The 26902-nt window shown below is 50.2% G+C and carries 22 protein-coding genes; 15 read left to right on the top strand and 7 right to left on the bottom strand.

All coding sequences use genetic code 11. The features are described from left to right. Positions 1-32: 32 nt before the first annotated feature. The gene (gene iolD / locus ACX9GT_RS01265; protein WP_473189480.1) at positions 33-1973 is read right to left on the bottom strand and encodes a 3D-(3,5/4)-trihydroxycyclohexane-1,2-dione acylhydrolase (decyclizing); all 1941 of its coding nucleotides are present in this window, start codon (positions 1971-1973) and stop codon (positions 33-35) included. A gap of 500 nt (positions 1974-2473) precedes the next feature. On the opposite strand from iolD, the gene ACX9GT_RS01260 reads away from it, so the two are divergent. The 7 genes from ACX9GT_RS01260 (at position 2474) to ACX9GT_RS01230 (ending at position 12168) form a co-directional block, all read left to right on the top strand. Continuing rightward, positions 2474-4414 (top strand): bifunctional 5-dehydro-2-deoxygluconokinase/5-dehydro-2-deoxyphosphogluconate aldolase, encoded by a 1941-nt coding sequence (locus ACX9GT_RS01260; protein ID WP_473189479.1) that lies wholly within the window; start codon positions 2474-2476, stop codon positions 4412-4414. 197 nt (positions 4415-4611) lie between these two features. Next, entirely contained in the window at positions 4612-5448 is an 837-nt protein-coding gene (locus tag ACX9GT_RS01255) for a MurR/RpiR family transcriptional regulator (protein WP_473189478.1), read from the top strand. A 212-nt stretch (positions 5449-5660) separates the two neighbouring features. Further along, positions 5661-7304 (top strand): lipase family alpha/beta hydrolase, encoded by a 1644-nt coding sequence (locus tag ACX9GT_RS01250; RefSeq protein WP_473189477.1) that lies wholly within the window; start codon positions 5661-5663, stop codon positions 7302-7304. Further along, positions 7298-8413: a T6SS immunity protein Tli4 family protein gene (locus ACX9GT_RS01245; protein ID WP_473189476.1), complete on the top strand. Its 1116-nt coding sequence runs from the start codon at positions 7298-7300 to the stop codon at positions 8411-8413. Before ACX9GT_RS01250 ends, ACX9GT_RS01245 begins: the two co-directional genes overlap by 7 nt. A gap of 136 nt (positions 8414-8549) precedes the next feature. Beyond that, positions 8550-9668, top strand: a complete 1119-nt coding sequence (locus ACX9GT_RS01240; RefSeq protein WP_473189475.1) for a T6SS immunity protein Tli4 family protein — start codon at positions 8550-8552, stop codon at positions 9666-9668. A gap of 126 nt (positions 9669-9794) precedes the next feature. Beyond that, complete coding sequence (locus ACX9GT_RS01235; RefSeq protein WP_473189474.1) at positions 9795-10913, top strand: T6SS immunity protein Tli4 family protein; 1119 nt, start codon at positions 9795-9797, stop codon at positions 10911-10913. A gap of 136 nt (positions 10914-11049) precedes the next feature. Further along, positions 11050-12168: a T6SS immunity protein Tli4 family protein gene (locus ACX9GT_RS01230; protein ID WP_473189473.1), complete on the top strand. Its 1119-nt coding sequence runs from the start codon at positions 11050-11052 to the stop codon at positions 12166-12168. 136 nt (positions 12169-12304) lie between these two features. Here the strand turns inward: ACX9GT_RS01230 and iolB are convergent, their stop codons facing one another. After that, entirely contained in the window at positions 12305-13120 is an 816-nt protein-coding gene (gene iolB / locus ACX9GT_RS01225; protein ID WP_473189472.1) for a 5-deoxy-glucuronate isomerase, read from the bottom strand. A gap of 17 nt (positions 13121-13137) precedes the next feature. Continuing rightward, a complete protein-coding gene (locus ACX9GT_RS01220) occupies positions 13138-14643 on the bottom strand; it encodes a CoA-acylating methylmalonate-semialdehyde dehydrogenase (RefSeq protein ID WP_473189471.1) in 1506 nt (501 codons plus the stop codon). Between the two features lie 325 nt (positions 14644-14968). Between ACX9GT_RS01220 and ACX9GT_RS01215 the strand changes: the two genes are divergently transcribed. Next, positions 14969-15805 carry a TIM barrel protein gene (locus ACX9GT_RS01215; RefSeq protein WP_473189470.1) on the top strand — a complete coding sequence of 279 codons (837 nt, stop codon included), beginning with the start codon at positions 14969-14971 and terminating at the stop codon, positions 15803-15805. A gap of 191 nt (positions 15806-15996) precedes the next feature. Here the strand turns inward: ACX9GT_RS01215 and fetB are convergent, their stop codons facing one another. The 3 genes from fetB to ACX9GT_RS01200 form a co-directional block, all read right to left on the bottom strand. Beyond that, a complete protein-coding gene (fetB, locus tag ACX9GT_RS01210; protein ID WP_473189469.1) occupies positions 15997-16770 on the bottom strand; it encodes an iron efflux ABC transporter permease subunit FetB in 774 nt (257 codons plus the stop codon). Then, entirely contained in the window at positions 16757-17434 is a 678-nt protein-coding gene (fetA, locus tag ACX9GT_RS01205; RefSeq protein ID WP_473189468.1) for an iron efflux ABC transporter ATP-binding subunit FetA, read from the bottom strand. Before fetA ends, fetB begins: the two co-directional genes overlap by 14 nt. A gap of 231 nt (positions 17435-17665) precedes the next feature. Further along, positions 17666-17935 carry a FaeA/PapI family transcriptional regulator gene (locus tag ACX9GT_RS01200; RefSeq protein ID WP_473189467.1) on the bottom strand — a complete coding sequence of 90 codons (270 nt, stop codon included), beginning with the start codon at positions 17933-17935 and terminating at the stop codon, positions 17666-17668. 1224 nt (positions 17936-19159) lie between these two features. Here ACX9GT_RS01200 and ACX9GT_RS01195 point away from each other — a divergent pair. The 7 genes from ACX9GT_RS01195 (at position 19160) to ACX9GT_RS01165 (ending at position 25978) form a co-directional block, all read left to right on the top strand. Beyond that, on the top strand, positions 19160-19690 hold the full coding sequence (locus tag ACX9GT_RS01195; RefSeq protein WP_473189466.1) for a fimbrial protein: 531 nt from the start codon (positions 19160-19162) through the stop codon (positions 19688-19690). An 88-nt stretch (positions 19691-19778) separates the two neighbouring features. After that, complete coding sequence (locus ACX9GT_RS01190) at positions 19779-20327, top strand: fimbrial protein (RefSeq protein WP_473189465.1); 549 nt, start codon at positions 19779-19781, stop codon at positions 20325-20327. Positions 20328-20425: 98 nt separating this feature from the next. Next, a complete protein-coding gene (locus ACX9GT_RS01185; RefSeq protein ID WP_473189464.1) occupies positions 20426-22921 on the top strand; it encodes a fimbria/pilus outer membrane usher protein in 2496 nt (831 codons plus the stop codon). Positions 22922-22994: 73 nt separating this feature from the next. Beyond that, positions 22995-23720 carry a fimbrial biogenesis chaperone gene (locus ACX9GT_RS01180; RefSeq protein WP_473191478.1) on the top strand — a complete coding sequence of 242 codons (726 nt, stop codon included), beginning with the start codon at positions 22995-22997 and terminating at the stop codon, positions 23718-23720. Between the two features lie 11 nt (positions 23721-23731). Then, positions 23732-24715, top strand: a complete 984-nt coding sequence (locus tag ACX9GT_RS01175) for a fimbrial protein (protein WP_473189463.1) — start codon at positions 23732-23734, stop codon at positions 24713-24715. Positions 24716-24723: 8 nt separating this feature from the next. Further along, positions 24724-25251, top strand: a complete 528-nt coding sequence (locus ACX9GT_RS01170; protein WP_473189462.1) for a fimbrial protein — start codon at positions 24724-24726, stop codon at positions 25249-25251. A 103-nt stretch (positions 25252-25354) separates the two neighbouring features. Continuing rightward, entirely contained in the window at positions 25355-25978 is a 624-nt protein-coding gene (locus ACX9GT_RS01165; RefSeq protein WP_473189461.1) for a helix-turn-helix transcriptional regulator, read from the top strand. An 84-nt stretch (positions 25979-26062) separates the two neighbouring features. Here the strand turns inward: ACX9GT_RS01165 and ACX9GT_RS01160 are convergent, their stop codons facing one another. Beyond that, positions 26063-26602: a CS1 type fimbrial major subunit gene (locus ACX9GT_RS01160; protein WP_473189460.1), complete on the bottom strand. Its 540-nt coding sequence runs from the start codon at positions 26600-26602 to the stop codon at positions 26063-26065. Positions 26603-26902: the final 300 nt, after the last annotated feature.

The following is a 26902-nucleotide window of genomic DNA, read 5'->3' as shown; positions in this document are numbered from 1 at the left end:
CGCCTATGTACGGCAGATGTAATGTCTGGCAATTAGTAGTCTCGGGCTTTATCGATGTTCTCTTGCTGCCTGCGGACAGCGGCGGCAATCTCTTCATTTTCGGCCACCTGAGCCCCGCCGACGCGCCACCAACTGAGATAGTTATGCACCATGGTTTTGGGCAGCACTTTGATATCCAGCAGGGTAGAAACCTGTTGCTTGCGCGCCTCCGCCAGCGCGTCGATCAGTTGCTGCTCGTTGGTAACGCTATAGGTTTTGCAGCCGTAGGCTGCCGCCAGCATGGCGAAGTTGACCGGCACCAGTTCGCCATCCAACTTGCCGCCCTGCGGGTTGCGGAAGCGGAATTCGGTGGTGTAACTGCCCATGCCGTTGCCCATTTGTAGATTGTTGATGCAGCCGTTGGTCATGTTATCGAACAGCAGCACGTTGATTTTGCAGCCTTCCTGGATCGAGGTGACCAGTTCGGAATGCAGCATCATGAACGCGCCATCACCCACCATGGCATACACTTCACGCTGCGGTTCGGCGAGCTTGACGCCCAGCGCGGCGTTAACTTCGTAACCCATGCAGGAGTAACCGTATTCCACGTGATAACCGTGCTCACTGCGGTTTTGCCAGACGCGCTGTAGGTCACCCGGCAGGCTACCGGCAGCGGCCACAATGATGCTGTCTGGCGGCAGGTGCTGATTCAACACGCCCAGCACCCGGCTTTGGGTCAGCACAGAGTCGGTTTTTTCGATAAATTCGGCAAATACGCGTTCACGATCAAGGGCATCTTCGATTTCCGGCACAAAGTCGGCACCGGTATAGGTCGCCTGATAGACGCGCCTAGTTTCTTGCTGCTGTTCGTTGAGTGCGTTGCGGATAGCATCGCCCCAGCCGGAACGGTAATCCGTCTGCGCCAGTGCGTTGCTCAGGGCAGCCAGCGCTTCACGCGCATCCGCCAGCACCTGCACTGCGTCCAGCTTCCCGGCATCAAACGCGCTGACGTTGATATTGAGGAAAGCCACCTGCGGATTCTGGAACAGCCACTTTGATGAGGTGGTGAAATCGCTATAACGGGTGCCGACGCCAATCACCACATCGGCCTGTTTTGCCAACATGTTGGCCGCCAGGCAGCCGGTTTCACCGATACCGCCAAGGTTATAAGGGTGATCGGAAGGTATGGTGCCTTTCCCGGCCTGGGTTTCTGCAAACGGAATATGAAACTGCTCGGCAAACTGCTTCAGCGCCTGCCCAGCTTGGGAATACTTTGCGCCACCGCCGCAGATCAGCAGCGGTTTGCGTTTGCCTGCCAGCAATGCCAACGCATCAGCCAACATGCCTGTGCTGGCCGGGCGGCGATCGAGGCGATGCACCTGTTTCTGGAAGAAGTAATCCGGGTAGTCGTAGGCTTCACCCTGCACGTCCTGCGGTAAACACAGCGTAACGGCACCGGTTTCGGCCGGATCGGTGAGCACCCGCATGGCATTGATGCAGGCGCTCATCAATTGCTCTGGGCGCACAATACGATCCCAATATTTGCTGACGGCGCGGAAAGCATCGTTGGTGCTGATGCTGAGATCGTAAGGCTGCTCAATCTGCTGCAATACCGGGTCCGGCTGACGCGAGGCAAACACATCGCCCGGCAGCAGCAGTAGCGGAATACGATTGGCCGTGGCAGTAGCCGCAGCGGTGATCATATTGGCTGCGCCGGGGCCGACGGACGAGGTGCAGGCATAGATCTGCCGCCGCAGTTTCTGTTTGGCAAAGCCGGTGGCAGCATGCGCCATGCCCTGCTCGTTGCGCCCCTGATGCACCCGCAGATCGCCACAATCCTGCTCCAGCGCCTGCCCCAGACCGAGCACGTTACCGTGGCCAAAGATCGCGAAAATGCCTTTGACGAACTTGGTTTCTACGCCGTCTGCCAACAGGTACTGGTTATCGAGAAATCTGACCAGCGCCTGTGCCATGGTTAACCTGATCTTCCCCATTTACTCACCCTTTCGATTCGTTATCCGTAGGTGCCCTGCAACGGGATGCCATGCCTGGGCCTGAGAAACCGTGCGATATCGAACAATCTGAAACGCCATCGATTATAAACAAATATATTTTCCATAAAATTTAATAACAGAAAAAATATTTCATTTTGCGATAAGGATCGCAGAACCAGTGAATCAGAAAGCCTATTTATAGTTGTAATTCATAAGGTTATTAATTTTCTTTATCGTGAGGATGCAAAAAACGCCAATCTATTACCACCAAATTGTCCAGCAACCCCCGTCAGGCTTGGGTTTGTTCAGCGATCGCCGTAGGCCAGCAATAGCGCGGTCTAGCTGCCGCTCCGCCCGGTTTTACGCCATTGTCAGCCATCTCATACTTTCGGGGTTTAAATTTCATTCAATATTGAAATTGAAATTTTTATTCCTCATAATTTACTCATCGCTTTGACCGGATCGCAGTCGGGCTTCGCTTAATACAGAAGGAAACGGGTATGGCTACACAACACAAGCAGCTTGATGTCATCTGCCTGGGGCGCATCGCTGTCGATTTCTATGCGCAACAAATTGGCGCACGCCTGGAAGATGCCAGCACCTTTGCCAAATACCTTGGCGGCTCGTCCGGCAACGTGGCATACGGTACGGCGATTCAAGGGCTCAGGTCCGGCATGCTGGCCCGCGTGGGGGATGAGCACATGGGCCGTTTCCTGCGTGAAGAACTGCAACGCGTTGGGGCCGATACGCAATACCTGATCACCGACCCACAGCGCCTGACCGGGTTGGTGATCCTCGGCATCAAGGATCAGGAAACCTTTCCGCTGATTTTTTACCGCGAAAACTGCGCCGATATGGCCCTAACGCCCGAGGATATCGATGAAAGCTACCTCGCCTCGTCCAGAGCGCTGGCGATCACCGGCACCCACCTTTCGCACCCCAATACCCGCGCGGCGGTGCTGAAAGCACTGGAGTATGCGCGCTACCACGGGTTGCGCACCGCGCTGGACATCGATTACCGCCCGGTGCTGTGGGGGCTGACCTCGTTGGGGGACGGTGAAACCCGCTTTGTCGAATCAGAAAAAGTTACCCGCGAACTGCAAGAGGTGCTGCATCATTTCGATCTGATCGTCGGCACCGAAGAAGAGTTCCATATTGCCGGTGGCAGCACCGATACCCTGACCGCCCTGCAAAACGTGCGTAAAACCACCCAGGCCACGCTGGTGTGCAAACGCGGGGCACAGGGTTGTTCAGTCTTTGAAGGGACGATCGCCGAAGATTGGCAGCAGGTGAAACTGCACTCCGGCGTGCGGGTCGAGGTGCTCAACGTGCTGGGCGCGGGTGATGCCTTTATGTCCGGCCTGCTGCGCGGCTACCTGAATGACGAAGGTTGGGATCAGGCCTGCCGCTACGCCAATGCCTGCGGCGCGCTGGTGGTGTCGCGCCATGGCTGCGCACCGGCGATGCCCACCAAGCTGGAGCTGGATGACTATTTGCAGCGTGAACAGCAAGTGCCGCGCCCGGATCGCGATGTGCGCCTGAATCATCTGCACCGGGTGACCACGCGTAAGCAGCAATGGCCCGAGCTGTGCGTATTTGCCTTCGACCACCGTAAGCAGTTGGCGGATATGGCAGATCAGGCAGGTGTTGATCACGATCGTATTCCCCGTTTGAAAACCCTGCTATTAACCGCGGCGCAGGCAGCGGCGGCAGAAGGCGGTCTTAAGGGCAACAGCGGCATTCTGGCAGATACCACCTACGGCCAGGCGGTGCTGAACGAAATCACCGGCCAAGGCTGGTGGATTGGCCGCCCGGTTGAGCAACCAGGTTCGCGCCCATTGCGGCTGGAACACGGCAATATCGGCTCACAGTTGCTCGATTGGCCGCAGGAACATGTGGTGAAATGCCTGGTGTTCTATCATCCGCAGGATGCGGCGGAACTGCGCCGTGAGCAGGATGAATGGATTAGCGAGGTGTATCGCGGCTGCTGCAAATCCGGCCACGAACTGTTGCTGGAGGTGATTTTACCGGAGAACAGCGCCGATAAAGACCAGCGCCACTATCTGACTATGCTGGAACATTTCTACCGCTTGGAGATCAAGCCCGACTGGTGGAAACTGCCTCCGCTGAGCGCCGCCCACTGGCAGCAAGCAGGCGCACTGATTGAGGCTCAGGATCCGTTCTGCCGAGGGGTACTGATCCTGGGGCTGGATGCGCCGGAAGCCACGCTGCAAGCCGGTTTTGCCGCCGCCGCAGACGCCCGCTGGGTGAAAGGGTTCGCGGTTGGCCGCACCATCTTTGGCCCCCCTTCCCGTCTCTGGCTACAGGGGGAGATCGACGATGCCGCCTTAATCGAACAGGTGAAACAGAAATACCTGAGGCTGATCGGCCTATGGCGGCAGTATCGCCCGCAGCCTGATGGAAAAACCGTTCCTCGCTAGATCCCATTTTTCCCCTTAAGGTGCTTTTCGCCGCTTTAAGGGGGTTTTTTGCCGATTTTCTGTGAGGCAACGCAGCTTGCGATGGAATAAATCGCTTTTTGATGAAATGAAATTTCCGCTCCATCTGTTAGAATGGCCTGCCGATAATTCAGGCGTATACACCGATACGCTTCCTCCCCCTACTGCGAGCCGAATGGATGAATAACCCAACTCAACTTTCGCTGTTACAAGATGAGATCCGCCGCCGTTATGAAACGCTCAGCAAGCGTTTAAAACAGGTGGCGCGCTATATTCTGGATAACAGTAACAGCATTGCTTTCGATACCGTTGCCTCCATCGCCGCACAGGCCAGTGTCCCGCCGTCTACCCTGATCCGTTTCGCCAGCGCCTTTGGCTTCAGCGGCTTTAACGAAATGAAACAGGTTTTTCGCCAGCATCTGATGGAAGAAACGGTTAACTATACCGAACGCGCACGGCTGTTCCGCCAAACCTCTTCCGATGACAGCGTCGCGCCAGAAAAACCCGCCGAAATCCTCAACGTCTTCACCATGGTTAACGCGCAGGCGCTGCAACAGCTCGCGATGCAAACCAGCGCCGAGCAGTTGGATCGGGCGGTAGAGCTGTTGAATAACGCGGAAAATATCTATGTGATTGGCCTGCGCCGCTCGTTCAGCGTGGCGTCTTACCTCACCTACGCGCTGCGCCACCTGGAAAGGCGCGCATTCCTGATCGACGGGTTAGGCGGGATGTTTACCGAGCAACTCAGCATGGTGAAGCCCAAAGACGTGGTGATCGCCATCAGCTACTCGCCGTACGCCAAAGAGGCGATCGAACTGGTGGAGTTGGGGGCCAAGCAGGGTGCATTGCAGATCGCCATTACCGACAGCCAGGTCAGCCCGCTGGCCGCCTTCAGCGATGTCTGCTTTGTGGTGCGCGAAGCACAGGTTGATGGGTTCCGCTCACAGGTAGCCTCGATGTGCCTGGCACAAACGCTGGCGGTGTCGCTGGCGCTGAATAACGCTAAGGAGTTGTAGGGGGTAGTTTTAGCCCGAGACTCTATCAATACAGCCCTTACGGCGGGCGATCCCCTGTAGATAACGTTTTGGTGTCACTGGCCGCGAATCCCCTAAACGGCCATTGCAGGGCTCAAGGCAGAGCCCTGCAAACCGTCCTTGCCACATCTGCTGTTATTTATCGTGAATTGAGTTAAATTATTTAGCAATAAACCCGATAAGGAAAACGGTAAATGAGTGACGCGATAAAGGATCCATCAGCTACGAACGAGAGTGAATACATTTCCTATCACCTCCCGAAATGGACAGATAACGGAAAAGTATTTTGGGATGATATTCAGACTCAGCCTAAATCTAAAAACGCCATCGCCAGGAGCATCGTGCCGCCAACCAAGATTATTCCGGTGATCTTTATCCCTGGAGTGATGGGGACGAATTTGATGTCTACTGATGATACGTCCAAACTTCCTATTTGGCGAGGAGACAGCCCGGCAGGTACATATTTAGAATGGGCAAATAAAAATGGTAAAGAACGGCGGGAACTATTAAATCCTGAGACAACAAAGGTAGATGGGCGGGGGCAAATTAGTCAGAACCTCTATTCTGAATTTTCGGATGACGGCAAGCTGTTCCCAACGCGAGCAAAAAGGCACTGGGGTGATGTTTTATTTTTTAGCTACGGTCAGTTTTTAAGTGTATTCCAGGGCGCATTGCTGGACGACTGGCAAAAAATGTTGCGTCATGCGGTGGATAAATCAAAAGATAAACAAGGTGTGCTAAATCATTTAGCAGGGGAAACATTAGGGGCAGATAACGAATCTGCAATGACCCCAGAAGAATTACTGCACTTCGGCAAGTTTCTATTTCCGGTTCATGTGTTTGGCTATAACTGGCTTCAGGATAATAAAAAGTCGGCAGAAGAGTTGGCCAAATATATTAATGATATCTTCAGCATATACAAACATGAACATGGCCATGGGCTGGCATTTCCGGCAGGTCAAGAAAAAGTCATCATAGTCACGCATTCAATGGGCGGGCTGATTGCGCGTTACGCCTCTCAGGTTTTGGGTTGCAAAGACAAAATACTGGGGATTGTGCATGGGGTAATACCCGATCTCGGCTCTCCGGCTGCCTACCGGCGTATGAAAATCGGCGCGAAACAAGAAGGACTCGCTGGAAAAGTACTAGGCGCGACGGCCAAGGAGCTGATGCCGGTGCTGGCGCGGGCACCGGCGGCGCTACAGTTATTACCTTCACCGAAATATATGAACGGTAACTCCTGGTTGACGATAAAGGGTGGCGATACCGAAGGTAAAGATTTAAAACTGCCGAAGACTGGCGATCCGTTCAGCGAGATTTATTTATCGACGAATGAATTATATCGGCTTTACGAGCCAGATATTATTGATAACGATAAGCCGGTTATTGACGGTAATTGGAATTATTTTGTGAGGTTAGTTGATAGACCTGTTCGCAAATTTATTGCTGAGCTAGAGAAAGGTCAATACCATCCTAATAGCTATGTTTTTTATGGTAAAGAGATCAAGTCGGATGGTGCATTGGCATGGAATAAAACCATGTCACCGATCAACAGTGGAGAATTGCCCAATACCCATAAGGAAATTAAATTACCCTATAACCGCTCCCAGAAATACGAACTAGTCTCGTCGAAAACCGCAGGCGATGGCACCGTCCCGGTAGAGTCGTTAGCAATTATTAAAACACATAGTGCAATTAAAAGCGTGTTGGCAACCAACGTTGATCATCAGAATGCGTATGCGGTTAAGGATATGAACTATGCCAATTTCAGCCCTGCGATTAAGTTTACGCTAAGGGCAATTGTAAAAATGGTTCAGGAGATCCCTTCTCCATGTTAATCAAACTCCGAATGAAGAATCTATGCAATCTGCTAGCTATTGTCGTAGTGGGTATGGTTTTTTCTACTCAGCAAGCACAGGCAGCATATAAACAAAAGGAAAATCCGGTGATAGACGCATTATTTACAAACACAAAACCACAATGTATTGGTCGGTACCTTATTGATGTCCCTGAATCATTCAACAACCAACTTAAGGATATGGTCTTTATTGATGATTTTAAAATTGAGAGTAAACCGATTTATGCACCTGCCTTCCGGCAGAGGGTAATGCTGCGGGAAAAGGAGTTACGGGAAGCCATTAATAAACCGGGTAATTCCCCTGAGAATGCCCCATTTTTAAAAGAAGTGATCCCCCTACCTAACGATAAAGGTGTTATTTTCGATAGAAATATATCAGGGGATGATGATTTAGGCAGGGTATTAGAAGCTCATGTTTATGTGAATAGCGTGGCATTCATTATTACAACGGAAATTTTGGATTTGTCTTCCCCTAAATACATAGAAAGGAAAAAAACGTATGTGAATGCTGGCTTTACAGAAGCAGAAATGAATACAAAACCGGCTAAACTGGCCGCATTGCAATCGTTAATTACGAGATTAAGTGGTCGTAAGGACGAAGAGATCCCGACAGATAAAGGCCTCTGTATTCCAAATGGGTTTATCAAGGATGATGGTGGACAACATAGTGAAAAGCTGACTTTCAGATATGAAAATGAGGATTTTACTTTTGGCGTCCGTACTGATACGACCTTTTCAGGTTCAAATGATACCCTACTAAGTCGAAGTGCTAAGATTGACGAGGCTTTAGTGGGGTCTAACAAACACACGATCAAAAAGGGAAAACTGTCACCCGGAGGAATACCGTCACAAGAATGGCTATTTGGCGGCAAGAAAGAGTTCAACAATCCGGAGACGGGTAAAGAAGAAACGATTTCTATCTATGATTTTACATTTTACGCTAACGAAGAAATTGCTACTTCAACTAAACCCTGGCTCAAGATTGGGTTAAACAGTGAATATAATAGAACCCAATACAGCGAGTCCCAGATGATTGAAATCTGGGATAGATTAGTGGGTTCACTGCGATACCGCCCTAATGCATTTTGATATGCTGTTCGTTAAGCTAGAAAAATGCCCCTGTGCGGCTTCAGGGGCTTGTTTAAACGATCGTCCAACTTATTTTTTATAAAACGAGCAGGACCACATCCCAGGGGATAAAAATGGTTCAGGAGGAACCTTCACCATGCTAATTGGGAAAAGGATATATAATAGATTCAAAACGTTAACCATCATCATAGCCAGTATGGTCTTTTTTGCTCAGGGAATGCAAGCATCAGCATTAGCTCAGAAAAATGATAAAATGATAGAGGCATTATTTACAAACACAAAACCGCACTGTATTGGTCGATACCTTATTGATGTCCCTGAATCATTCAATAACCAACTCAGGGATATGGTCTTTATTGATGATTTTAAAATTGAGAGTAAACCGATTTATGCACCTGCCTTCCGGCAGAGGGTAATGCTGCGGGAAAAGGAGTTACGGGAAGCCATTAATAAACCGGGTAATTCCCCTGAGAATGCCCCATTTTTAAAAGAAGCGATCCCCCTACCTAATGATAAAGGCATTATTTTTGATAGTAACAAATCAGGTTCTGATGATTCATTTCGAAAATTAGAGGCTCATGTTTATGTGGATAGTATAGCGTTCATTATTACGACGGAAATTTTGGACTTGTCTGCACAGAAATATATTGAGGAAAAAAAATCTTATTTAAATTCTGGATTTACAGAGTCAGACACCAATACAAAACCCGCCAAGCTGGCCGCGATGCAATCGTTAATTGCAAGATTAAATGGTCGTAAAGATGAAGAGATCCCGACAGATAAAGGCCTCTGTATTCCAAATGGGTTTATCAAGGATGATGGGGGACAACATAGTGAAAAGCTGACTTTCAGATATGAAAATAGCGACTTTATTTTTGGCGCTGAGATGAACAATACTATGTTAGGTTCAAAGGACACACTATTGAGTCGAAGCGCACAGATCAATGAAGCTCTCGTTGGTTCTAAAAAATATACGATTAAAAAAGGTGAACTGTCTCCCGGAGGAATACCCTCACAGGAATGGTTATTCGGTGGAAAACAGGAGTTTGAAGGTACAGATACGAGCAAAAATGAAACGGCTCCTATCTACGATTTCACTTTCTACGCGAATGAAGCTAGCGCAACATCAACAAAGCCGTGGTTAAATATAGAGCTAAGCAGTGCGTATAAAAACACTCGTTATACTGATGCTCAGATGATTGAAATCTGGGATAGATTAGTGGGTTCACTGCGATATCGCACCAATGCTTTTTGATATGCTGTTCGTTAGGCTAGAAAAATGCCCCTGTGCGGCTTCAGGGGCTTGTTTAAACGATCGTCCAACTTATTCGAGCAGGACCACATCTCAGGGGATAAAAATGGTTCAGGAGGAACCTTCACCATGTTAATTGGGAAAAGGATATATAATAGATTCAAAACGTTAGCCATCATCATGGCCAGTATGATCTTTTTTGCTCAGGGAATGCAAGCATCAGCATTAGCTCAGAAAAATGATAAAATGATAGAGGCATTATTTACAAACACAAAACCGCAGTGTATTGGTCGATACCTTATTGATGTTCCTGAGTCATTCAATAACCAACTCAGGGATATGGTCTTTATTGATGACTTTAAAATTGAGAGTAAGCTGATTTATGCGCCTGCCTTCCGGCAGAGGATAACACTTCGGGAACAGGCACTACGTGAGGCAATCAATAATCCAGGGAACAACGCTGAGTACGCTCCATTTTTAAAAGAAGTAATTCATCTCCCAGAAAACAAAGGGGTTATTTTCGACCATAACGAGCCTGGCTCTCCTGATATATATCGACAACTGGAAGCGCACGTTTATGTAAACGGGGTAGCATTTATCATAACAACAGATATACGCGACTTTTCAGATCCCAAACATCAGGAGAAAAAAGCCAAATACTTGAGTAGAGGATTCACGGAGGCAGACACCAATACAAAACCCACTAAACTGGCCGCATTGCAATCGTTAATTACGAGATTAAGTGGTCGTAAGGACGAAGAGATCCCGACAGATAAAGGCCTCTGTATTCCAAATGGGTTTATCAAGGATGATGGGGGGAAACATAGCGAAAAAATCACATTCCGTTATGAAAATGAGGATTTTACTTTTGGCGCTGAGATGGACAATACTATGTTAGGTTCAAAGGACACACTATTGAGTCGAAGCGCACAGATCAATGAAGCTCTCGTTGGTTCTAAAAAATATACGATTAAAAAAGGTGAACTGTCTCCCGGAGGAATACCCTCACAGGAATGGTTATTCGGTGGAAAACAGGAGTTTGAAGGTACAGATACGAGCAAAAATGAAACGGCTCCTATCTACGATTTCACTTTCTACGCGAATGAAGCTAGCGCAACATCAACAGAGCCGTGGTTAAATATAGAGCTAAGCAGTGCGTATAAAAACACTCGTTATACTGATGCTCAGATGATTGAAATCTGGGATAGATTAGTGGGCTCACTGCGATACCGCCCTAATGCATTTTGATATGCTGTTTGTTAAGCTAGAAAAATGCCCCTGTGCGGCTTCAGGGGCTTGTTTAAACGATCGTCCAACTTATTTTTTATAAAACGAGCAGGACCACATCTCAGGGGGTAAAAATGGTTCAGGAGGAACCTTCATCATGCTAATTGGGAAAAGGATATATAATAGATTCAAAACGTTAGCCATCATCATAGCCAGTATGGTCTTTTTTGCTCAGGGAATGCAGGCATCAGCATTAGCTCAGAAAAATGATAAAATGATAGAGGCATTATTTACAAACACAAAACCGCAGTGTATTGGTCGGTACCTTATTGATGTCCCTGAATCATTCAATAACCAACTCAGGGATATGGTCTTTATTGATGATTTTAAAATTGAGAGTAAACCGATTTATGCACCTGCCTTCCGGCAGAGGGTAATGCTGCGGGAAAAGGAGTTACGGGAAGCCATTAATAAACCGGGTAATTCCCCTGAGAATGCCCCATTTTTAAAAGAAGTGATCCCCCTACCTAACGATAAAGGTGTTATTTTCGATAGAAATATATCAGGGGATGATGATTTAGGCAGGGTATTAGAAGCTCATGTTTATGTGAATAGCGTGGCATTCATTATTACAACGGAAATTTTGGATTTGTCTTCCCCTAAATACATAGAAAGGAAAAAAACGTATGTGAATGCTGGCTTTACAGAAGCAGAAATGAATACAAAACCGGCTAAACTGGCCGCATTGCAATCGTTAATTACGAGATTAAGTGGTCGTAAGGACGAAGAGATCCCGACAGATAAGGGTCTCTGTATTCCAAATGGGTTTATCAAGGATGATGGGGGGAAACATAGCGAAAAAATCACATTCCGTTATGAAAATGAGGATTTTACTTTTGGCGTCCGTACTGATACGACCTTTTCAGGTTCAAATGATACCCTACTAAGTCGAAGTGCTAAGATTGACGAGGCTTTAGTGGGGTCTAACAAACACACGATCAAAAAGGGAAAACTGTCACCCGGAGGAATACCGTCACAAGAATGGCTATTTGGCGGCAAGAAAGAGTTCAACAATCCGGAGACGGGTAAAGAAGAAACGATTTCTATCTATGATTTTACATTTTACGCTAACGAAGAAATTGCTACTTCAACTAAACCCTGGCTCAAGATTGGGTTAAACAGTGAATATAATAGAACCCAATACAGCGAGTCCCAGATGATTGAAATCTGGGATAGATTAGTGGGTTCACTGCGATATCGCACCAATGCTTTTTGATATTTTGCTCGTTAAGCTAGAAAAATGCCCCTGCATGGTTTCAGGGGCTTATTTACACATCTGCTATAAACTGCCTCAGGGCACCTTTAAGAACGGTTAGATGAAAGCGTATGTACTAACCTATCTACCCCCATTCCTACAACGAATAACTCTCGCTATTAATCCAGGCGTGATCCTTTTCCCAGGTGAATTTCCACTGGCGCACCGGCCCGGCCATCACGTTGAGATAGTAACTGTCATAACCCGCTAACGTCGCCACCGGGTGATAACCGCGCGGTACTTTCACCACATCACGGTTATAGACCGGCATGCATTCATCCAGCGCACGATCGTCGGTATACACCCGTTGCAGGCAAAAGCCCTGCTCGGGGTTAAGGCGGTGGTAATAGGTTTCTTCCAGATAGGTTTCATCTGGCGAATCTTCCAGATCGTGCTTGTGGCTCGGGTAGGAACTGGTATTACCTTCATCGGTATAGACTTCAACCACCAGCAGGCTGTCGGCAGGGGCGCTATCGGGCAGGATATTATGCACCAACCGCTGATTACGGCCCTTGCCCCGCCGCTCAACGCCGACGTCTGCCGGGGTGATTAAGCGTGAAGGTAAATGCCCGTTGCCCGGTGCGCTGCAAACGGCCAGTTCCAGATCGCTTTCAGCCCGGATTTCTACACGATCCTGATGCGGAACATACACCGCATAAGGCGGGGTGCGTTCAAACGGGCTCATGCGTTTGCCGATGTGCGGATATTCCGCATGCTGGGTCACTACCGAGGCAATACCCGCCACCAGCACCAGGCACAGTTCTTGATCCGCACTTGCCAGTTGTAGCGATTGCCCGGCCTGCAAGCGATAAACCTCAAACCCGACATAACGCCAGCCTGCGTTCTCTGGCGTCACCGCTTGGATGCGCCCCTGCGCATCCGGCGGCTGGCATTTGGCCAGTAATAAAGACATGGTGATTATCCTCTCAATTACCCCAGCGTGGGCATGCTGTATTCAGACAGCGTCTGCTGGCCGGTTGGCCAACGGGCGGTGGCGGTTTTCATACGAGTATAGAATCGCACGCCGTCGGTGCCGTGTACGTTAAGCGCGCCGAATACCGAGCGCTTCCAGCCGCCAAAGCTATGAAAAGCCATCGGCACCGGTACTGGCACGTTGACCCCCACCATTCCGGCCTGCACTTCTTGCACAAACTGGCGGGCATAGTGGCCGCTGCTGGTAAAAATCGCGCTGCCGTTACCGAATTCATGGCTGTTTACCGTGTCGATGGCGGTCTGATAATCCGGTACGCGCACAATGCCCAGCACCGGCCCGAAGATCTCTTCACGGTAGATACGCATGTTCGGCGTGACATGGTCGAACAACGTGCCACCCACGTAATACCCCTGCGGATAGCCTGGCACCTGATAATTGCGGCCATCGGCCACCAGCGTGGCCCCCTCTTGCACACCGAGATCGATATACCCCAGCACTTTTTTCTGGTGAGCCGATGAAACCAGCGGCCCCATTTCGTTTTCTTCTCCGCCCTGCTGCATGCCTGGGCCAACGCGCAACTGGGTAATCAGCGGTTTGAGCCTGGCGATCAGCTTATCGGCGGTGCTATCGCCGACCACCACTGCCACCGGTAGGGCCATACAACGCTCACCAGCAGAGCCAAATGCGCCGCCCATCAGGGCATTGACCGTGGCATCCAGATCGGCATCCGGCATCACGATGGCCTGATTCTTCGCCGCACCAAACGCCTGCACGCGTTTGCCGTGGGCGCTGGCGGTGGTGTAAACCTGTTCAGCCACGGTGGACGACCCGACAAAACTCACCGCCTGAATACGCGGCTCGGTACACAACTGCGCAGCTTCTTCGTTAGCACAGTGCACCACGTTGAATACCCCATCCGGCAGCCCGGCTTCTTGCAGCAGTTGCGCCAGGCGAACCGAGGCGGAAGGCACCAGCGCAGGCGGTTTCAGTATAAAGGTGTTGCCGCAAACCAGCGCGATCGGGAACATCCACATCGGCACCATCGCCGGGAAGTTGAACGGGGTGATCCCCGCCACCACGCCCAGCGGCTGCATCAGTGAAAAACTGTCGACGCCGGTTCCTACATCCGCTGAATATTCCCCTTTGATCAGATGCGGAATACCGCAGGCAAACTCCACCACCTCGATCCCGCGCGTCAGTTCACCCTGCGCATCGGAGTAGACCTTGCCGTGTTCGCTGACGATCATCTGCGCCAACTCTTCACGATGTTGCTCCAGCAAGGTTTTGAAATTGAACATGATGCGCGCCCGGCGCAGCGGCGTGGTGCGCGACCAATCACTGAATGCCTGATGAGCGACATCAATCGCCAGTTTCACCTCGGCGGCGGTGCTTTGCGTAACGCGGCGTTCAACCTGACCGGTGGCCGGGTTGTGTACGTCCGCGGTTTGGCTACTGCTGCTCAGGCACACCTGCCCGCCAATAAAGTTACCTACAGTTTTCATCTCCCCACCCTCTTTAAGTCCGCGCTGCGACAGACAGGCGAAATCCTACCCATATGCTAAGGACTCTATTTCAATGAAAAATATATTTCAAATAAATTATTTTAGAAAATTTAATTTTAGCGCGGAGCATCGCAAATCTTAGTCACCCCTTCGGTTAAAGCTCGTTTTACCCGCTAGTGTCTTGCTGATTTCTTGAACCCGATCAAACAATAAAATTTCAAATTAATATAAATATGAAATAAATATTCTTTTTAAAGATTGGATAGAAGCCCGGAGTGCAGCAGCAAGTTGCGCGAATCCCCGTTACATACAGGAGTAAAACAGGATGGCCATTGCCTTAGAACGTTTTTGCATCAACCGTAAGATTGCCCCCAAGCTCAACCTGGAAAGTTTCTTCCGCCTGGTAAAAAGGTGCGGGCTCAACAAGGTTGAGTTGCGCAACGATATGCCGAGCGGCAGCGTCACCGACCATCTGAGCTATGAGCAGACCAACGCGCTAGCCGCCGAATACGGGATTGAGATCGTCACCATCAACGCCCTTGGGCAATTCAACCTGTTGGCAGATAAAGCTGCGCTGTTGGCCAGAACCGAAACCCTATTGGCGCAGGCAAAAACCCTCCACTGCCGGGCAGTGGTGCTGTGCCCCAACTGCAACGCGGGCGATCGCCGCAGCGAGGCACAAAAGCGCGAAGATACGCTGGAATCACTGCAACTGCTGGCACCGCTGTTCAAGCAATACGATGTTGCGGGTTACGTCGAACCCTTGGGTTTCGGCATCAGTTCTCTGCGCTCTTCGCTACTGACCCAGGCGCTAATCCGCGATTCTGCTGCCCCCTATAAAATGGTGCTGGACACCTTTCATCACTACCTGAGCGAGGTGAGTCAGGCGGACTTCGATACGCAGGTTCAGGTCGAGCAAATTGGTCTGGTGCATCTTTCCGGTGTGGAAGATCCGATGAACAAAAGTGCGTTGAGCGATGAGCAACGCATTATGCTGAGTAATAAGGATCGCTTGAAGAGTAAAACGCAGGTGCAGAACCTGGAGCGTTTGGGTTATCGCGGGCTCTATGCTTTCGAACCCTTCTCTTCGCAGTTGGATACATGGACGGAACAGGATATTGAGCGCGAGATCCGCCAAAGTATTGCGCTGTTGCAGGATTGATATGGGCAATTCTGGACTGCAAAGAGACTCTGAACTCGCCATTGGTTCGACCAATGCAACCGTGCAAGTTCAGCGTGATGTACAATTTAGTCGCCGAAAACCGAGCATCAAGGTGTAGTTAGAACGCAAACCGCATTACTCTGTTTTGATGGCTGGCATATCTGTAGATATCACAGCCATCTGCGCTCCCTTTATTTCAACCGCTCCACCAGCAATTGCTTACGCGAATTGTAGAACTTCCGATACGCCAAATAGCAGGCAATGATGGTCGACAGGCTGGCGGTGGAAAGCAGCATAAAGGTCACCATAATCTGGTATTTGATCGCCTTTACCGGATCGATACCGGCAAAGATCAGCCCCGACATCATCCCCGGCAGGCTCACCAGACCGACGGTTTTGGCCGAATCCACCGTGGGGATCAGCGAAGCACGGATGCTGTCACGGATCAGCGCCGCAGAGGCAAACTTGGGGGAGGCCCCCAGGCTGAGCATTTCCTGGATTTTCTGCTGCTCGCTGTTAAAACGCTGCCCCAGATTGTTGTAACACAGCCCTACGGCCACCATGGCGTTACCGGCGATCATGCCGGAGATGGGGATCACCTGCATCGGCGTAAAGGTGATGGCGCGGGTTAACACCAACACCACCAGCGTCAGCACCGCCCCAGTGGTAATGGCAATCAACGAGATGGCAAACGCGTGATCGATATATTTGCTGCGCTTTTGCGCGTTGTAAGCCGCATTGAAGCAGATAAACAACACCATCAGCACAGTCAGGATTTCATTATTTAAATCAAAAAGATACTTCAGCACATAACCGACGATGATCAGTTGCACCACCGCGCGGCACATGCTCCAGATAATCTCTTTTTCTAACGCCAGCTTTTCTCTGTGGCTGATCAAAATGGTGACAACCACCAAAACCATCGAAAGCCCCAATGACTCATTGGTAATGCTAGGCTGATTCATCGGTGCTCTCCTGAGTATTAGCGCGGTTTACCGGCAGGGTAATCACATCGTCTGCGTGGCTGATTTCATCTCGATCGTGCGTTACCCACAGCACGGTCAGCCCCTGCTCAGCCACCAACTGGTGGATCAGTGTATTGACGTTACGCTTGTTATCCTCATCCAACGCGCTGGTGATTTCATCCAGCAGCAATACCTTGGGCATAAACTGCAGGTTACGAATCAGGGAAATACGCTGTTTCTCACCGCCAGATAACTCGTTAATCCCTTTTTTCAACATACTGCCAGGCAAAGCAAGGCGCTCAAGATCCCGCTGCATTTTCTGTTCATCCGGCTTCAGTTTACGAATTTGGTAAGGCAGCGCGAGGTTGTCATAGACCGTGGCACCGAACAGCGATGGCGTCTGGAAACAGTAAGACACCTGTTTGCGATACTCTTCTGGCGCAATATCATTGATCGATTGACCGTCAAACAGAATGCAGCCGCGAGTCGGGCTGATTAAAGAAGAGACAATTTTTAGCAGCGTACTTTTCCCACACCCTGAAGGCCCGGCAATCAGCTTGAATTCGCTCGGTTTCAGCGTGAAAGAGACGGAATCCAGAATAGTCACATTCCCAATTTGATAATGGATATCATCCAATACCAGTATGTCGTTACTGCCCTGCATGGTGGCTCCAGTTTTTTACAGGATTACCCATTATACCTTTCATCTTGCAAGCGACAGCCAAGCTATACCCTAAATAATTCGAGTTGCTGGCTCCGAAGGGGCGAGGCCCAGACTTGGGCCGAGTAACGCGACAAACTTAAGAAGCCCTAGGAGCATAGATAACTATGTGATCAGCGTGAGCAAGTGCAGCTAACGCACATGCAACTTGAAGTATGACGGGTATATCACTTTCTATTCAGTGCAAATGTACCAACGCAATGAGTTATTGATGCTGCGATGAGTGCAGTGAACCTTGCCCTCTTTCTCTAGCGCCAGGAGCAGCGTGCGCGCCACATAGATGTTCTCGCCACACCGGTCTGCCAGTTCCCGCGTTTTCGGCCACAGTTCCGGCGGCGGCAGAGCTTGCAACTCTCCTGGCGCCATGTGCAGCGAACACAAATCTTGTAACACCTTTAGCATATGCCGTTTTTTGAGTTCATATTTGATGGCTGTTTTCCCCATAGTGTTCTCCCAATCGTGACTTTTAAGCATCTCTATGCGGCACCCATACGCAGGCTATCGATGAAATCCTCTCTTGCTCGGCAACAGCTGGTTACCACCTTCATCAATAGTGACATAACGGTTCTCTCAATTGGCTAAACGGTGGTGACCCACTGCTCTCTCTCAATACAGAGACCGCATTCCCGAACGTTTTACCGACTAATACCGCTCAGAAACCCGACTCTATTTATAGAAGCATAATCCGCACGCCTCACCGACTCATTAACTGAGAGTTTTCTGTGATTTTTTTTGCACAGATTATTATCCATCGTGGTTAATTAAATTAATTCACACTTTTTTAATGGTTATTAAAACGATGCTAAACGCACGTACCAAGCCTAAGTTCACGAATTTATCACCCATAATAAAAGAGCATTCCCATTGAATTAATAACGACAGAGAACCCCTAAATAAGGGGTTGAGAAATAGCATAATTACAGAAAAATCCTAAACCTGAAAATGGTTAAAAAACAGCTTTTTATGACAAAAATCAGAATAACAAAAACCACCATTACAAATGTTAGTTTATTGTTAAAACACCGCCAGGCCACAATCTATTATCATATATAATCAACATTATAAAAAACAAAATATTGCCATAAAAAACATAAAGTTAAAAATCATCACCCCATTATAAAAACCAGAATAAAACCACCTGAACAAAGCGATTTAAGCAAATAAATCGTGTTGATTATATGGAAAATCAAACCATTTTCGATCTTAAAATCCAAAATATTAACACAACTAAGTTAATTATTCTAATATGTACTTCTATACGATCTATTGGTTTTGAACGGCATATTTTTTTAATCGTTTTTGGTTTTATATTCTGAATTTACTGAAATACAGTAAAACCTATTTTCAATGACGTCACTTATTTGCAAGAATATTCCCAGCAGGAAGCTATGGTGATATTCATATTTTTATATTTTATGATGGCGATTTTAAGCGTCTCTCAAGCCTTGCGGAGTTTACATTTGGTTGCGCAAGGTGGTGTATTGCCCGAGCTAAAGGAATTGGCTCCGACTGTAGCAGCCATGACATGACGTTGTGGCTGATACAGGTGATTTAGATGTGTTCTTCTTTTTATTTAAATATACCTATCGTCTTTCAAGATGCAGGGGTGTTGGCTGCCTATCTGCATTTGAAATCCATTGGGTATACCTCTCTACAGGAAATTGAGAAATGAAACTGAATAAATTAATGCTGGCAACCGTGATTGCTTTCTCTACGGCATCTGTTGCCCAGGCCGCATCTAACCAGGGCAGCGGTACCGTAACCTTCACCGGTGACATTATTGATGCACCTTGCAGCGTCGCGCCGGAATCCGTCGATCAGACGGTCAAAATGGGCCAGATCAGCAGCCGTGTGCTGGCTAACCAGGGCAAATCCCAGTCTGAGAAGTTCAGCATTCTGTTGAAAGATTGTGATATCGCCGTCAAGAAAAGCGTGAAAGTGGCTTTCACTGGCCAAACCGCTGAAGGTAACAGCGAGTTGCTCGGGCTGGCAGGTACGGCAAACGGTGCCGGTATCCAGTTGATCGACGGCGCGGGCAAGAAAGTAAACCTGAACGGCACACCAACCGATGCCATCGCCCTGCTGACCGGTGATAACACCCTGCAATTTGCCGCTTATCTGCAAGGCAGCACCGCCGCTGGCGAGGTAGAGCCTGGTGATTTCACCAGCGTGGCGAACTTCACGCTGGCTTATCAGTAATGCCCCTGGGGATGCCTGCCGGGCATCCCCACACTTGATGCTCGCTGGCAATGAGTGAAGGAACAAGCCGCAACAGGGAGAGGCCAACATGACAACCCGGTTCTTGGGCGCACTGCTTGCTACGCTCAGCGTCTTCAGTGTATCAGCAGCAGAAAACCAAGACTCTGGCAGGGTCCATCTGGGGGGCGAGATCGTGGAAGCCCCTTGCGGTATCGCTAGCGACAGTCTGGATCAAACCATTGATTTTGGCCTGGCGTCGATGATCAACGCCACACCGGGTTCACAGCCCTTGCTCATCAGTAGCCGCCGTGATTTTCACATCAAACTGGTGAATTGCCTCTTGGCAAGTTCGACCAAACCCGGTTTTGGCTACCGCACGATGAACGTCACTTTTGACGGGGTGGCAGACGAAGAAGAACCCGAGTTATTGGCCATTAGCGGGGAAGCCAAAGGGGTTGCTATTGAATTGCTCACCGGAGCCGGTAACAGGCTGCCATTGGGCAACAGCACGGCGGATTATCTGCTGCTTGACGATCGCAATGTGCTGAACTTCAGCGCGCAGTTAAAGCTCCACCCCGACTCTGCGCACGCTGGCGAATTCAATTCTCTGGTGAAATTCACCCTGTCTTATCTTTAGCTTTATTTTCTGCCAGTGCCAGCTTAATACACTGAATAACAATAATAATTCACATATCCAGATCGTACGGATGACCTGTTGTAAGGCGCGGATTTGCCATGAGTGATTATTCTATGACGTCATTAATGACCAGGAAAAAAACACAAACCATCGTCATGCTCTCTTTCCTCTGTGGACATCCGGTGTTTGCCGACACGGAGTTCAATACCGACGTGCTGGATGTCGGCGATCGCAGCAAAGTGGATTTATCACGTTTCTCTGACGCCAATTACGTGATGCCCGGCACTTATCTGCTGGATATCAAGATCAATCAGAAGACATTGCCGCAGCGCAGCATTCAGTATCTGGCAATATCAGACCGGAAGAGCCAGGCCTGCCTGCCGCCGGATCTGATTGAAAAGATGGCGCTGAAAGCCGATGTCACCAACAAGGTCAGGCTGTGGCACGACAATCAGTGCGCCGATATCAGCGCCATTCAAGGTGCCGCCGTTTCCAACCGCATCAATGACGGTGTGCTGGCGATCACCATTCCACAGGCCTGGATGAAATATTCCGATCCGAACTGGACGCCACCGGAACAGTGGGACGACGGCATCCCCGGCCTGTTGCTGGACTACAGCGTCAGCGGCCAGCTCGGCAGACAGAGCCACAACGGCACCACGTCGCAAAACTTCAGCAGCTACGGCACGTTAGGGGCCAACCTGAGTTCCTGGCGGTTGCGGGCCGATTATCAGGCCAACGCCAGCCAACAAGACGACCAGCACAACAGCAATTTCGACTGGAACCAGATCTATGCCTATCGCGCTCTGCCAATGCAGGCCGCCAAGCTGACCGTCGGTGAAATCTTCCTCGACTCCAACGTGTTCGACTCGTTCCGCTTCACCGGGGTCAATCTGGCCAGCGACGAACGCATGCTGCCGCCCAGCCTGCAAGGCTATGCGCCGGAAGTGCGGGGGATCGCCAGAAGCAACGCCAAGGTCACCGTCTTGCAGGAAGGCCGCACGCTGTATCAAACCACGGTGCCCGCCGGGCCGTTTGTGATCCAGGATCTCAACAGTTCGGTACGCGGCAGGCTGGACGTGCGGGTGGAAGAGCAGGACGGCAGCGTCTCCACCTTTCAGGTCGACACCGCCACCATCCCCTATCTGACGCGCCCCGGCTATGTGCGCTACAACACCGCGCTGGGTCGGCCTTCGACTTACAACCATAGTCTGCAAGGGCCGCTTTTTTCTGCCAATGATTTCTCTTGGGGGATCACCAACGCCTGGTCACTGTATGGCGGTGCCCTTCTGGCCGGGAACTATAACGCCTGGGCGCTGGGCCTGGGCCGCGATCTGAACGCCTTTGGTGCGATGTCGGTGGATGTGACGCAGTCCTTCGCTCGTCTGCCGGATGAGCCAACGACGTCTGGCATGTCGTTCCAGGTTAACTACGCCAAGCGGTTTGATGAGTACAACAGCCAAATCACCTTCGCCGGTTACCGCTTCTCGCAACGCAAGTTTATGAGCATGGCGCAGTACCTGCAGGCGCGCTACAACGACTACGACGATCGCTACAGCGGGCGGGAAAAAGAGCTGTATACCCTCACCGCCAGCAAAACCTTTATGGCACAGGACAGCGTCAAAGCCATCACGGCCTATCTGAGCTATTCGCACCAGACCTATTGGGATGCGCGGGCGCAGAACCGCTATGGGCTTTCCGCCAGTAAAATGTTCAACATGGCCGATATCAATAATATCACTGCCTCCCTGGCGGCGTTCCGTACCACCTACCTCGGCAAAACTGATGACAGCATTATGCTGAGCTTTACCCTGCCGATTGGCGATCGCCGCCGCGTGGGCTACTCGCTGCAAACCAACAACAGCGACGTCACTCAAACCGCCTCTTATACCGATTACACCAACCCGAACCAGACCTGGCAGGTCAGCAGCGGCGTCAATCAGGATGGCAAACCCTTGGCGCGTGGGTTTTACACCTACGACGCCCCTTACGGATCGCTCAACGCCAACGTCTCTTATCAGCAGGATAACTACTCCTCGGTGGGCGGAACCTTCCGCAGCGGGATCACCGCCACTCAACACGGTGTTGCCGCGCACCAGAACGCCAGCAACGGCGGTAGCCGGATGATGCTGGATACCGGCGGCGTTGCCGGGGTGCCGATCAACAACGGCCGCGCCTACAGCAACGGTTTGGGCCTGGCGGTGATTTCCGATATCACCAGCTACTACAACACCGATACGCGGATTGACGTCAACCAACTGGCAGACGACGTCGAAGCCACCCGCGCCGTGGTACAGGGCACGCTGACCGAAGGCGCGATTGGCTATCGCCGCTTTGAGGTGGTGAAAGGCAGCAAGTTGCTGGCGGTAATCAAGCTGGCGGACGGCAGCGAACCGCCGTTTGGTGCCACGATCCTCAATCAGCAAGGCCGTGAAATGGCGGTGGTGAGCGACGAAGGTTCGGTGTTCCTGACCGGCATACAGCCGGAGGAACAGCTAGATGTGGCTTGGGAAGGCCAGCGTCAATGCCGCATCGCGATTCCAAGTACCGCCAAGCCGCTGGATCAACTGCTGCTGCCGTGCACGAAACTTTAATCCATCACACAGAGCCTGCTGACGTGGGCTCCAATGAGAATTGATCAGTATGAATAACAAACTGTTAGTCACCATGGCCTCGGCCAGCCTGATGCTGGTGACCGCCACCCCTGCCGCTCACGCAGCGATAGCGCTGGATCGTACCAGGGCGATTTATATCAGCGATGCGAACTCCATCAGCCTTAACATTATTAATGAAAACAAAGAACTGCCATTCCTGGCCCAGTCGTGGTTGGAGGATGAGCAACACCAGAAAATCACCGCACCGCTGGTCGTGCTGCCGCCGTTGCAGCGGGTAGAAGCCGATGAACGTAGTGTGGTGCGGGTGACCAAAACGGCAGGGGCCGATCGTTTGCCGCAGGATCGGGAATCGCTGTTCTATTTCAACCTGCGCGAAATCCCACCCAAAAGCAGCAAAACCAACGTGATGCAGTTGGCCTTGCAGACCCAGATCAAACTGTTCTACCGGCCAAAGGCGATTGTGGCCCCCAAAGGCCAGATCTGGCAGGAGAAACTGGTGTTCCGCAGAAATGGCAGCGGGATGACGATTGAAAACCCGACGCCGTTTTACATCACCCTTGCAGGCATGACGCGCAATAGCCAGAAACAGGGGGGCGGCACGATAGACGACTTCCAGGCACTGATGTTGGCCCCCAAATCCAGCGAAACGGTGACACTACGTGACACTAACTTCAGCAGCTTTGTCGTGACCTATATCAATGACTACGGTGGCCACCCGGAGCTGCGCTTCGTGTGTAACGGCAATCTCTGCCACGCCGCGCCAGACGCCAAAAAATAGGGAGCAACGGTATGGAAAAATTCACCAACGGCCGTGTAGCGAAGCGCTTCATGCCTAGATTATTGACGGGTAAAACGCTCACCCTGCTGGCCTGCCTGAGTGCCTCTTTCAGCGCGCAGGCGCTGGAATGCCACTTGAACACCGAAAACGGCATTACTGAAGAATCGGAAGACATTGGCCAACTGAAAATCCCAGCCACGCTGGAGATTGGCAGCAGGCTGTGGACCTCACAACCAATGAACCGCAGCGTAGTGTGCTGGGGGTATAGCAGCGTACCGGAGGGAGAATGGGTTTATTTCTATCCTAATCCCGCCAACACGCAAATCGCTGCCGGTGTTTCCATGGGGGTCATTTATAACGGCGTCGACCTGGGGATCCTGAATACCAAAGCGCAGACCGATATGTTCCGCTACCCAAACAGGCCACAGTTGGGCAATGTCCGCTATCAGGTCTATCTGCAAAAAACCGGAGACATTGTTCCCGGCGGTGCCAGTCAGATCTCGGTATTCCAACTCGACGGAGTTCTCGGCATCAACAATAAGCCAGGAAAAAACTACCGCTTCACCCTGACCGGGCTGGATAAAATCCAGGTGATCCAATGCTCCGCGTCGGTTGAACTGACCACGCCGGAAGGGGTGGACTTTGGTGAGATCCCATCCTGGCAGGCTGGCGCAGGTACGGTGGCCAGCAAAGACTTCACCGTTGTCATCCGCAAAAACGGTTGCAGCGACAATTTCAGCCTGAACGCCAACTTTATGGTGAAAAACGGTTCACTGGTGGATCTGACCGGCTTGAATATGGATAACGGCTCGACCATGCGTATTTACGACAACTCGAACCCAAAATGGATTAAATATAATCAATTTGACAGTTTTGCCGATATGAATGGTAAGGACGTAGTGCAGAAATCCTATACCGCATCATTGCAGGCGTCGGGCGAAGGCCAGGAAGGCGATTTTAAAAAGACCCTGATCCTGCTGATTAACTATATCTAGGAGCAAAGATGAAGATATCAATACTCCTGACAACACTTTGCAGCGTTCTGAGTTTCTTTTGCACGCAATCTAGGGCCGATAATAAAGAAATTGATTTTTTCGGCACCGTGGTTAATCGCCCCTGCAATATTGCACCGCAATCGGTCGATCAGCGGGTGGAGATGGGCACAGTCATTATCAAGACCCTGTATCGCTATCAGCACACACCACCGGTGCCGTTCAACATTAAATTAACCGACTGTAAAACCACCGTATTCAATGCAGTGACTGTCACCTTCAGTGGTACGGAAGACCCTATTCTGCCGGGTAAGTTGGCCATTAATCATGGCACCCAGGGTGTAGCCATTGCCTTATTCGACAGCAAAGGGGCAGGGATTAATTTAAACCAGCCGACGGAGGCGAGCGTCTTACAAACCGGAGCCACCACCCTGTCGTTTTCTGCTTATGTTCAGGGGCATCCGTCCGCTATCAATAATAGAACTATTACCGAAGGTGAATTCAGCTCCGTCGCCAATTTTGTACTGGCTTACCAATAAAGATATTAGCTAGCCGATTATTACAGCAGCCGCAACGAGCCATTGCTTTATGACTGAAAGCCCGGCGGCTGTTTCCGGAAGACATACGCTTTAAGGAAGAATGATGCTTAATATTCAATTCACTCTGTTCGACAGCGATAACTTCTATCAGCAGGGGCTACGGTATGTATTGCAGGATTATGTTCATTCCCTGAACGAGCGTTATCGCCGTTCCCCACAGTTGATGCCGGTGGAGCTCGATGCCCTGAACAACATGGAGATTATTTTCCGTTCTCAGGAAGACAGCCTGGGCTGTGCCAGTTGCTATAAAAGCGCGCATCGTACACCCCGTCATCGGCAAATAACGGTAATGATTGTCGACACCCCAGAGACGTACTGTTCAGCAAAACACCCGGCACCGTTCAGTATCACCCGGCAAGACTCGGTTTCGCTGGTGCACCAGAAGCTGCAACTGGTACTGGAACGTTTCTGCCATCACCCCTGGACGGTAATGCACGCCAGCAGCCTGCATAAATGCCAGAAATGCCGTCTCGCGGCGTTGAGCGCCTGCGAAAAGCAAATACTCAAACTGATGAGCACTGGCATGTCCGCCTCAACCATCGCCGACATGCTGCAACGCAGCCAGAAAACCATCAGTTCCCACAAACGCTCAGCCATGCGCAAGCTCAACGTCAACAAGAGCAGCGAGTTGCATAAAGTCTTGCTGAGCCAGATAAGGTTAGGGTAACTGCACGCATAAAATAACGGTGGCTACCTAAGCGGCCACCGTTATTAAGCACAGTGGTAATTCAGAGCCTGAACTCTAATCACTTCAGATAGCGCTGGACGGGATCTCGAATAACATAACCAGGTCACCCATATAAAGGCCTTGCGTGGCCCCCCGATCGGCGGTGGTGGGAGAATTGGCTTTGATTTTCAAGTGATAGACGCTTTGGTAGCCGTTGCCTACTCTTATCTTCTGAACAAACGTCTGAGAGCCATTGCCAGCGTTGAGGTCTTTGCCTGCACCAGCATCACCAAACTTAACGTTAACCTGTTCCATTTTGTAGGCCGCATCAGTGCGAGTGAGATCAAGAGGGTGAACCAGAGAGACATCAACACCTGGCGTGCTGGTCCACACTTGAACCGGGATATCGGCCGCGAACGATTTCTGCGTACCGTCCGTGGCCGCCAGGCTTACCGTGCCGTACCATCCACCGCCGTCTGGCCGTGAAACAAAAATACTGTCACTGATATTCGCGGTGATCTTGATGGTTTTCATCACGCCGGGGTGCGTTTCTTGTGCATAACTCATTCCTGAGAAAAATACGAGTCCGCCGACTATCGCCAGTAATGGTTTGTTAATACGCATATTTGATTACCCATTAAAATACATTAAGTATTACCGACATGGCCGCAGACGATTCAATTCATCAGCATTAAATGCAATTTGCTACTGAAATATCGTTTACAGACATATGGCTGGGGTCCAACCCTTCCAAAAAATCCTATTAAATAAATAACTCGAACGGCAGGAAAACTGACGCATATGTCACTTGAAGTGCGGTGAATCTAGCAGTTGATATTAAACTGATATTGTAAGGGGTTGATTTATTAAATATTTACCTGCACAAAATAGATTATAGATGAATTTATAGCTTTTACTTGAATT

The organism is Serratia sp. YWN4, from assembly GCF_055790845.1.
Note: the sequence above shows the minus strand (reverse complement) of the source record. Positions and strands in the feature narration are given on the sequence as shown.

Coding starts and splice junctions, on each gene's coding strand:
- iolD (WP_473189480.1), bottom strand. CDS start 1,973: ATGGGGAAGATCAGGTTAACCATGGCACAGGCGCTGGTCAGATTTCTC.
- ACX9GT_RS01260 (WP_473189479.1), top strand. CDS start 2,474: ATGGCTACACAACACAAGCAGCTTGATGTCATCTGCCTGGGGCGCATC.
- ACX9GT_RS01255 (WP_473189478.1), top strand. CDS start 4,612: ATGAATAACCCAACTCAACTTTCGCTGTTACAAGATGAGATCCGCCGC.
- ACX9GT_RS01250 (WP_473189477.1), top strand. CDS start 5,661: ATGAGTGACGCGATAAAGGATCCATCAGCTACGAACGAGAGTGAATAC.
- ACX9GT_RS01245 (WP_473189476.1), top strand. CDS start 7,298: ATGTTAATCAAACTCCGAATGAAGAATCTATGCAATCTGCTAGCTATT.
- ACX9GT_RS01240 (WP_473189475.1), top strand. CDS start 8,550: ATGCTAATTGGGAAAAGGATATATAATAGATTCAAAACGTTAACCATC.
- ACX9GT_RS01235 (WP_473189474.1), top strand. CDS start 9,795: ATGTTAATTGGGAAAAGGATATATAATAGATTCAAAACGTTAGCCATC.
- ACX9GT_RS01230 (WP_473189473.1), top strand. CDS start 11,050: ATGCTAATTGGGAAAAGGATATATAATAGATTCAAAACGTTAGCCATC.
- iolB (WP_473189472.1), bottom strand. CDS start 13,120: ATGTCTTTATTACTGGCCAAATGCCAGCCGCCGGATGCGCAGGGGCGC.
- ACX9GT_RS01220 (WP_473189471.1), bottom strand. CDS start 14,643: ATGAAAACTGTAGGTAACTTTATTGGCGGGCAGGTGTGCCTGAGCAGC.
- ACX9GT_RS01215 (WP_473189470.1), top strand. CDS start 14,969: ATGGCCATTGCCTTAGAACGTTTTTGCATCAACCGTAAGATTGCCCCC.
- fetB (WP_473189469.1), bottom strand. CDS start 16,770: ATGAATCAGCCTAGCATTACCAATGAGTCATTGGGGCTTTCGATGGTT.
- fetA (WP_473189468.1), bottom strand. CDS start 17,434: ATGCAGGGCAGTAACGACATACTGGTATTGGATGATATCCATTATCAA.
- ACX9GT_RS01200 (WP_473189467.1), bottom strand. CDS start 17,935: ATGGGGAAAACAGCCATCAAATATGAACTCAAAAAACGGCATATGCTA.
- ACX9GT_RS01195 (WP_473189466.1), top strand. CDS start 19,160: ATGAAACTGAATAAATTAATGCTGGCAACCGTGATTGCTTTCTCTACG.
- ACX9GT_RS01190 (WP_473189465.1), top strand. CDS start 19,779: ATGACAACCCGGTTCTTGGGCGCACTGCTTGCTACGCTCAGCGTCTTC.
- ACX9GT_RS01185 (WP_473189464.1), top strand. CDS start 20,426: ATGAGTGATTATTCTATGACGTCATTAATGACCAGGAAAAAAACACAA.
- ACX9GT_RS01180 (WP_473191478.1), top strand. CDS start 22,995: ATGGCCTCGGCCAGCCTGATGCTGGTGACCGCCACCCCTGCCGCTCAC.
- ACX9GT_RS01175 (WP_473189463.1), top strand. CDS start 23,732: ATGGAAAAATTCACCAACGGCCGTGTAGCGAAGCGCTTCATGCCTAGA.
- ACX9GT_RS01170 (WP_473189462.1), top strand. CDS start 24,724: ATGAAGATATCAATACTCCTGACAACACTTTGCAGCGTTCTGAGTTTC.
- ACX9GT_RS01165 (WP_473189461.1), top strand. CDS start 25,355: ATGCTTAATATTCAATTCACTCTGTTCGACAGCGATAACTTCTATCAG.
- ACX9GT_RS01160 (WP_473189460.1), bottom strand. CDS start 26,602: ATGCGTATTAACAAACCATTACTGGCGATAGTCGGCGGACTCGTATTT.